Annotated in this window: 7 protein-coding genes and 1 other RNA gene; all 8 read right to left on the bottom strand. The window is 40.7% G+C overall.

Annotation, left to right across the window (positions count from 1 at the left end; genetic code table 11):
• Window positions 1-236: 236 nt before the first annotated feature.
• Window positions 237-548 carry a hypothetical protein gene (locus BLR76_RS10440; RefSeq protein WP_091268736.1) on the bottom strand — a complete coding sequence of 104 codons (312 nt, stop codon included), beginning with the start codon at window positions 546-548 and terminating at the stop codon, window positions 237-239.
• Window positions 549-622: 74 nt separating this feature from the next.
• Window positions 623-2,764 (bottom strand): heavy metal translocating P-type ATPase, encoded by a 2,142-nt coding sequence (locus BLR76_RS10435; RefSeq protein ID WP_091268734.1) that lies wholly within the window; start codon window positions 2,762-2,764, stop codon window positions 623-625.
• Between the two features lie 139 nt (window positions 2,765-2,903).
• Window positions 2,904-3,110: a copper chaperone TcrZ gene (tcrZ, locus tag BLR76_RS10430; RefSeq protein ID WP_091268732.1), complete on the bottom strand. Its 207-nt coding sequence runs from the start codon at window positions 3,108-3,110 to the stop codon at window positions 2,904-2,906.
• A gap of 84 nt (window positions 3,111-3,194) precedes the next feature.
• The gene (locus BLR76_RS10425) at window positions 3,195-5,660 is read right to left on the bottom strand and encodes a heavy metal translocating P-type ATPase (RefSeq protein ID WP_091268731.1); all 2,466 of its coding nucleotides are present in this window, start codon (window positions 5,658-5,660) and stop codon (window positions 3,195-3,197) included.
• A 12-nt stretch (window positions 5,661-5,672) separates the two neighbouring features.
• Complete coding sequence (locus tag BLR76_RS10420; protein ID WP_091268728.1) at window positions 5,673-6,128, bottom strand: CopY/TcrY family copper transport repressor; 456 nt, start codon at window positions 6,126-6,128, stop codon at window positions 5,673-5,675.
• Window positions 6,129-6,453: 325 nt separating this feature from the next.
• Window positions 6,454-6,818, bottom strand: a transfer-messenger RNA (tmRNA) gene (ssrA, locus tag BLR76_RS10415).
• Window positions 6,819-6,941: 123 nt separating this feature from the next.
• A complete protein-coding gene (locus BLR76_RS10410) occupies window positions 6,942-7,877 on the bottom strand; it encodes a 2-dehydropantoate 2-reductase (protein WP_091268726.1) in 936 nt (311 codons plus the stop codon).
• Between the two features lie 283 nt (window positions 7,878-8,160).
• On the bottom strand, window positions 8,161-8,316 hold the full coding sequence (locus BLR76_RS10405; protein WP_245683087.1) for a transposase: 156 nt from the start codon (window positions 8,314-8,316) through the stop codon (window positions 8,161-8,163).
• Between the last annotated feature and the right edge of the window lie 14 nt (window positions 8,317-8,330).

Raw genomic sequence — 8,330 nt, 5'->3', positions numbered from 1 at the left:
AATATCGCCCAAACAACCTAACTCATATGGTCACAGTATGAGTGCCCATGGAGCTATAGGCTCTGCCATGGGAGGGGTGATGGCACACCCTTAAACTTAAGGCTTGAACAAAACAGAAATGGCCTGCGTTCGACAAAGCACTTAAGAATCCCACTGCTTTAGCTGTGGGATTGTCAAATTCATTTAAACATTCGAAAAAAAAATCACTATCCGTTAAGATAGCGACTCTTTTTCTTTTATGCACCATGTTCATCTTGTAGAATCTCAAGTTTTTGAAGGACAGTATCTATACTATTGGGATCTAAATTCGAATCATCAAATTCCGCTCCATGCCCTTGAATCAGCATATTCAATTTCGGCTGCAAGCCAGTAATATCATGCGCTGCTTCTGGTATCTCACAGTTATGCGCGACTAACAAAGCGTCTGCTTTTTCGTGAAAAATATCTAAAGAGTCTAAAGCCATATTAGAATCATCAAATGTTACACCATGGTCTTCCAGTAAAAAATTTAATTTCCCATTTATGTCATTTGCTATATTTTTGTCCATTTCTATAAATCCTCCGCATTTGTATTTTGTTACACGATAAGGTCATTCAATTATTTCATGTGCCAAATAACTGTTTATTTTGGCTCTAATTTCAATGTCATAGCATTGATGGCAACAATTACAGTCGAAAGTGACATCAAGACGGCACCGACTGCTGGACTTAATGTTATGCCAATTGGTGCTAGTATTCCTGCAGCTATTGGGATCGCGATAAAGTTATACCCTGCTCCCCAAACAAGATTTTCTTTCATCTTACGTGTGGTCTTCTGAGCCAACTCGATAAAGGATTCAATGTCGCCAGGGTCTGACTGTGTCAAGATGACATCGGCTGAATCCAATGCTACTTGAGTTCCGGCACCAACAGCTATACCAACGTCTGCTAATGCAAGAGAAGGTGCATCGTTGACCCCGTCACCGACCATGATAACTTTCTTTCCTTCTGCTTTAAGTTTTTCAACTAATTCATATTTGTCTTGAGGAGATTGATTAGCTAGATAATCAATACCTAAAATTTCTGCCGCTCCTTGAGCCGCTTTTTCATTGTCACCCGTTGCCATAATGGGTTGAATGTTGTTCTTTTTAAGGGCTTGTATTAATTCTTTACTTGTTGGTTTTAATTCATCCCCTAAAGCTACAGCACCGATTGCTTCGTCGTTTTCTACTAAGACACTGAGGGTTGCTCCTTTTGGAATATCCATATCTAGATTACGTCCGTATGCTTTTTGACTGATTAATTGATAACGATGTCCGTTAGCTTGACCTTCTACACCAGCGCCAGAAATAACTTCAATCGAATCAAAACTTACTGGAGGTATCCCTTGCTGTTCTGCGTAACTGATAATTGACTGAGCGATAGGATGACTAGATCCGCCTTCGATACCTGCCAATAAGGCAACAATTTCATCCTTCGTATATTTATCATTAAAGAGTTCAACATCTAGTACTTTAAACTCACCAGTCGTTAAAGTTCCCGTTTTATCTAAAACCATAACATCTGCATTTGTAGTCAACTCCAAAGCTTCGCGGTCTTTCACTAATAATCCACGACTGGCCCCTAAGCTGGTACTACGAGCAGTCACCAATGGAATAGCCAGACCCAGCGCATGCGGACAAGCAATAACTAATGTGGTGACTGTAAAAATAACTGCCGTTGGTACATCAGCGATAATCATCCATATAACAAGGGCAATAAGCGCTACAATAATCGCAATATAAAAGAGCCATCCTGCAACTTTTTGTGCAAGATTTTCTGCCCGAGATGGTTGGCTTTGAGCTTGACTGATTAATGTCTGAACCTGAGATATGAAGGACTTATCGCCCGTCTGCTTTATTTCCACATAGAGGACTCCGTCACCATTGGTTGATCCTCCGATAACTTCATCTCCGGGATTTTTTTCAATTGGTTTCGATTCCCCAGTCAAAAGTGCTTCGTTAACACGTGATTCGCCGCGCTGAATGATTCCATCTGCTGGAACATTTTCTCCAGCCTGAACACGAATCAAATCGCCTACTTGCAAGTCAGCAACTGGACGTGTTTCAATTGAATCGTCTTCCAATACAACGTGAGCATCTTTCGGTACCAATTCAGCTAATGCTTTTTGTGCATCTCCGGCTTCTCCAACAGCTTTCATCTCAATCCAGTGACCTAACAACATGATTAATATTAAAGAAGCAAATTCAAAGAAAAACTCCATAACATGTTCACCAGTCACATATTTAGCAATGACTGCATAAACACTGTAAAAGTAGGATACAGAGATACCAAGAGTGACAAGAGCCATCATTCCAGGAGCTTTTTCTTTAAACTCATCTATTGACCCCATATAGAAAGGTTTACCTCCATAAATGTACAAAATCGTAGAGAGAAGAACCACCAATATATCAGAATACTGAAATGTAAACTGAAATGGTAACGAAATCCCCATCATAGGCGATAAAATCATAATGATAATTCCCATAGGCAATGATTTTAAAAATATTTCCTTGAAATCTCCATGATGATGATGGTCGTGACCGCCATGCCCGTGTCCACCATGATCATGGTTGTGGTCATGTTCATGGTGTTTATGTGCTTCGTGATCACCGTGGCCAACGTGTTCGTGATGTTGATGGTTATGATCTCCATGATGTTCCATTTCACCATGGTTGTGTTTTGAGTGATCCATATCGCCGTGATTATGATGACTATGTGATGAATGTTTTTCGTTATTACTCATATTTAATTCCTCCTCGTATAGATTAGAGACTGATTTTAAAGTTTTAGAACCCTCTCATCTAACACTGCATATAATTCTCATGAAAAGGGTTCTATACTTTATCTCTATCTACTATCTATGAATAAATGATATTCGTACTTTATGCACTTAATACTGAATAGTTAGTGTCTGCTAAAGCAGCATTGAGCGTTTCGGTATCAATCTCTGTTTGACTTTCAAGTACTGCTTTTTTAGTCGCTAAATCAACCTCTACAGATTCAACCCCTTCAATAGCTGAAAATTTTTCTTGCACTGTATTGGCACAACCTGCACATTTTACGCCATCTAATAATACTTCTTTTTTCATTATTCTATTCCCCTTTTTATTTTTTTATCTTCTCCTATTATTAGAATAGGAAGAAGTTTAAATCCCAGATAAGCTACGTGTTTTCTAAACAACTGCTGGTTTGAATCGTCTTAACCGTAAAGCATTGAGCAAGACCGACACCGAACTGAAACTCATGGCGACTGCCGCAAACATTGGACTCATCAATGGTCCGCCAAAAATATACAAGAGACCCATCGCAACTGGAATACCTACAAGGTTGTAAGCAAAAGCCCAGAACAAGTTTTGTTTAATGTTTCGTAGCGTTGTATGACTTAAATCAATCGCAGTCAATACAGCCGTTAAATCGTTACGCATTAGGACAATATCAGCTGATTCTATCGCCACGTCCGTACCTGACCCAACTGCAATTCCGATATCTGCTTGAGCTAATGCGGGTGCATCGTTAATGCCGTCTCCAACCATCGCTACCTTCTTGCCTGCTTCTTGTAGTTTTTTGACTTCTTCTGCTTTATCTTCAGGTAATACTTCACTTAATACATGGTCAATACCCACCTGTTTAGCAATCGCTTTGGCTGTACGTTTGTTATCTCCAGTAATCATGATTACTTCAACACCGCGTCTTCTAAGTTCTTTAACAGCCTTCATACTATTTTCCTTGAGTGTGTCAGCTACTGCGATAATTCCAGCTAGTTCTCCATCAACTGAGAGATACATCGGTGTTTTTCCTTCGTCTGCTAAACGATCGGATTCTTTTTCCATGCTTGATAAATCAATCTTTTGCTCTAGCATCAGTTTACGGTTTCCAATGTACATATCTTTGCCCTCAATTTCAACTAGAATCCCGTGTCCAGGAATCGCTTCAAAATGATCTGGTTTAGCTAATGTCATGTTCTCTTCTTTTGATTTCTGTACGATGGCTTCGCCTAATGGGTGTTCAGAACCTGTTTCACCGGAAGCTGCATAATATAAAAGATTTTCTTTAGTAATAAGAGAAGTTACCAAAATATCCGTCACGATAGGTTTACCTTCTGTCAGGGTCCCTGTTTTATCAAATACAATCGTGTCTAAATTATGAGTGGTTTCTAACGCCTCACCACTTTTTATCAACACACCATTATCTGCCCCTTTTCCGGTTCCAACCATAATACTTGTTGGAGTCGCCAAACCTAAGGCACATGGACAAGCAATGACAAGGGTTGTTATGATAACGGATAAAGCAAATATTCCAGATTGACCTGCAATTAACCAAGCAATCCCTGCTAAAACGGCTAATGCTATAACAATCGGTACGAAATATCCGGTAATGATATCGGCCATTCGAGCAATGGGTGCTTTAGACCCTTGAGCATCTTCTACTAATTTTATGATTTGAGATAGAGTTGTATCACTTCCCACTCGAGTCGCGCGGTAATCAATGGAACCATTTTTATTGATACTAGCCCCAATAACCTCGTCTCCTCTTTCCTTTTCCACGGGGATACTTTCTCCTGTCAGCATTGATTCATCGACTGAAGTGCGTCCCTCAACAACAACACCATCTACAGGCATACTTTCTCCCGGACGAACTCGAATAACATCTCCTAAAGCGACTTCGTCCACAGTAATCTCTTGTTCCACACCATTACGTATTACTCGAGCTGTTTTAGGAGCCAAGTTAACTAATTTTTCAATAGCTGAGGACATTTGCCCCTTTGAGCGTTCTTCTAAAAATAGCCCTAATGTATGGAGCGCCAAGATAACTCCAGTTACTTCATAATAAAGTAAATCGGAAAATTTGCCGTAACCCAGGCCTGTCCCGATTGTCGCAGCAAGGCTGTAAACAAATGCAGACGCCGTACCAAGCGCAATCAGGGAATCCATATTTGGGTGACCTTTAAATAAACTTTTAAATCCCTTCTGGAAATATTCCCAGCTTACTACCATTATCGGCAAGGTCAGAATAAGTTGTAAAAGAGAAAAATTAAATGCATTTATCATTGGGTCAACGATATTTGGTAGAGGCATACCTACCATATGACCCATGGATATAATTAATAAAGGGATTGTAAATATAATGGATATCCCAAAACGATTTAAAAGTTGCTTCATTCTTTTTTCTTTTTTCTCACGCTTCTCTGCTCGTGAATTATCTTGAGTATCCGTAGTCTCTAATACGGCTGCATAACCACTATTGGATACAGCACCAGTCACATCAGATACTGAAATTGCTGACGGGTTATAAGAAACTTGCATTTTTTCTGTCGCTAAATTGACTGAAGCTTTATCTACGCCCGACAACTTTCCGACAGCTTTTTCAATTGTCTGTGCACAGGATGCACAGGTCATCCCTTCAATTGCAAAGGTTTGCGTCGTTCCTTCTTGGGCAATCATTTCATACCCTGAATTATCCACTGCTTTTTGTAGATTTTCTACCGAAAAAGTTGCTTCATCGTACTCTATACTTAACTTCTCTGTTGCTAGGTTTACGGAAGCCTGTGTGACCCCACGAACCTTTTTTGCTGCTTTTTCTACTGTCTGTGCACAAGACGCACAGGTCATACCTTCTATGGCAAATGATTTATTCTCCAATTTTTTCGCTCCTTATTCTCCATGATGATGTAAATGGCAATCGCATTGCCCTTCTGCACACTGACAATCAACTTCTTCTACTGCGAAAGCTTTTTTCATCTCTAATATTTCTTCTAGCCGTTGGATATCATCGAAACTTAAAGTATGATCCTTAATGATACTCTCTATTACATTCCCGACATTCTTCCGACAAATACGATCGAAAATATCGTTTGTAAAACTTCTTACCGCTTCTTTCTCTTCGATATTTGCCGAATAAATATATTTTCTACCTTCTTGCTCTGTATTCAGTGCGCCTTTTTCCACGAGTCGACCTAAGAGCGTTTTGGTTGTCGCTTGGTTCCAGTCCATTTTCTCTTCCAATGTAGAAATGACTTCTTTACTAGTCACTCGGATATTCGCCCAGACTACACGCATAACTTCCCATTCAGCATCTGTGATATGAGGGTTAACTACTATTGTACTCATTCTCTTTCCCTCCTTATTGTTTACATGTGTAAACGTAAATGTTTGAGGTAAGTTTACTATTGTAAACCATTCTTGTCAAGTCTTTTTTAAATAAATGTAACCAGCTATTATTGCCTTTGTTTTCCTATCTTTACCCAATACTAATTATAAGGTTACCATTGATTTACTTTTATTGATTTTATTACCACTCTCCTTTTCTTTTTTATAATCACACTCAGTAATCCTTTTTCGTCTAGTCCGTCTCCCTAAAAGGATATTTAAGGCTATACAGACGACAAAAAAGGCCAGAAGCTCTGATTAATCAGCACTTCTGACCTGTATTCTATTATGGAGTTGAGGGGAGTCGAACCCCTGTCCAGGCACATTGGCACTCAAGTATCTACGTTCATAGTTTTACTACTTGGATTTCGCTAAGCATTAGCCGTAAAACAGGCATCATGCGCCGCTAGTCTGTTAATCTCTTTCTATTCTTACAGACGGAAAGAATAGACGTATCCCACTTATTATAGGACCCGGTGCCGAGCACATGGGCGATGCCGGTCGGATCACGCTAAGCTGTTTTTACGCAGCTAAAGCGTAAGAATTGTTGTTATTGTTTGCAGTTAATTTAACTGTGACGTTGGTACGCAGCCGTCACCTGCGAAACGCAACTCAAGCTCAATCTGTGCCTGTCGAATCCGTAACAACCCCGTTACAGTATAGAGCTGTCTCTCGTGCTCTATAAATAGTATACCATAATCCGGTTTAAAAAGAAAGTCCGTTCGCTTTCTTTTCGTAAGTTGCTACGTGATCAGACCGAGTGAACTGCACACTTTATCTGCCTGTTTCAATCCCAAGAACAGCTTCTTTCGCATGAATCAGATCTGTCATTCGGCGGCAATGAGGAGCTTCGATTCCGTACTTTTCGGCTGCCTCCACTACTGCACCGTTCAGAAAATCAATTTCTGTCGGACGTCGGTTGAAGAGATCCTGATGCATCGACGGGTAGTGCGATCCCAGGCGAGATGCCACTTCTTTAAGGTAGTGAATCATTTCATCTCTGTCGATTTCGATATCATCTTGAACTTTCGCCACAGCTGCAAACTCATCAATGATTCCTCCAAGTAAGGAATCAATTGACGGCGAGGCAAACAGCTGCTCGATCGATGCATCCAGCAGTGCACATAGGGCATTCATCGTGCCGTTGATGCACGCTTTTCTCCAAGTCGTGTACTTGACATTCTTGCTGTATTCTCCGAAAAGGCCGCTGTCCTTGAGTATATTGACTATGACACGTGCGGCTTCTTCCTCTTCAGGATGGCTGTTCTGCAGCTCAACTGGGCCATTCCCGTTCAGCTGTGTTTCACCTGGGGCAATAATCCCAGCCGTCCAGACTGTCGTTCCCATTATTATGTTTCGTCTGTCGACAAATGCTTCAAGAGTCTCAAGGTGTCCCAATCCGTTCAACAGACAGACGATTTTTGTTTTTGTACCGATGAGATGATTGATTTGAGTCATCATCTTCTCCAATCCCATCGCCTTCGTGAATACAAAGATAACATCCTTTTCACCAGATACTTCTTCCGGCCTGGCAATAGTCATTGGAAGTGTCCCTTTTACCCCATTTACTGAAACAGTTAGTCCATTATTTCTGATTGCTTCAATGTGGTCTTCCCAATAATCTAGAAGCGTCACGTTTTGTCCGTTTTTCTGAAGCATATATCCGAATCCGCATCCAAGCGCTCCCGATCCTGCAATTGCTATATTCATCAATCTTATCCCCTTCTACTAGTTAGCTGCTGTTAAAAATTTAAAAATGTCGTGCTCGTACATTTTTAACACTCTGTTAAATATTATATCTATTATGACAGCTCCTGCAAAGGGCACAATGAAATACTTGACACTCCCACAGCTAAAGCAGTGGGATTCTTAAGTGCTTTGTCGAACGCAGGCCATTTCTGTTTTGTTCAAGCCTTAAGTTTAAGGGTGTGCCATCACCCCTCCCATGGCAGAGCCTATAGCTCCATGGGCACTCATACTGTGACCATATGAGTTAGGTTGTTTGGGCGATATTCAGAGCTCCTACTCTATCCCGATGCCCCCGGTAGCCACACCCACACTGATACATTCGGTCGGTTACTTTATTTCTGGCCTTACATGTCGGGCAAGTCTGAGAGGTATACTCTGGATTGACCTTTTTAACAACGATACCGATTTCTCTTG

This window comes from Alkalibacterium thalassium, assembly GCF_900101165.1.
In the GTDB taxonomy this organism is placed as follows: Bacteria; Bacillota; Bacilli; order Lactobacillales; family Carnobacteriaceae_A; genus Alkalibacterium; species Alkalibacterium indicireducens.
This window is presented reverse-complemented; position numbering and strand designations above follow the sequence as displayed.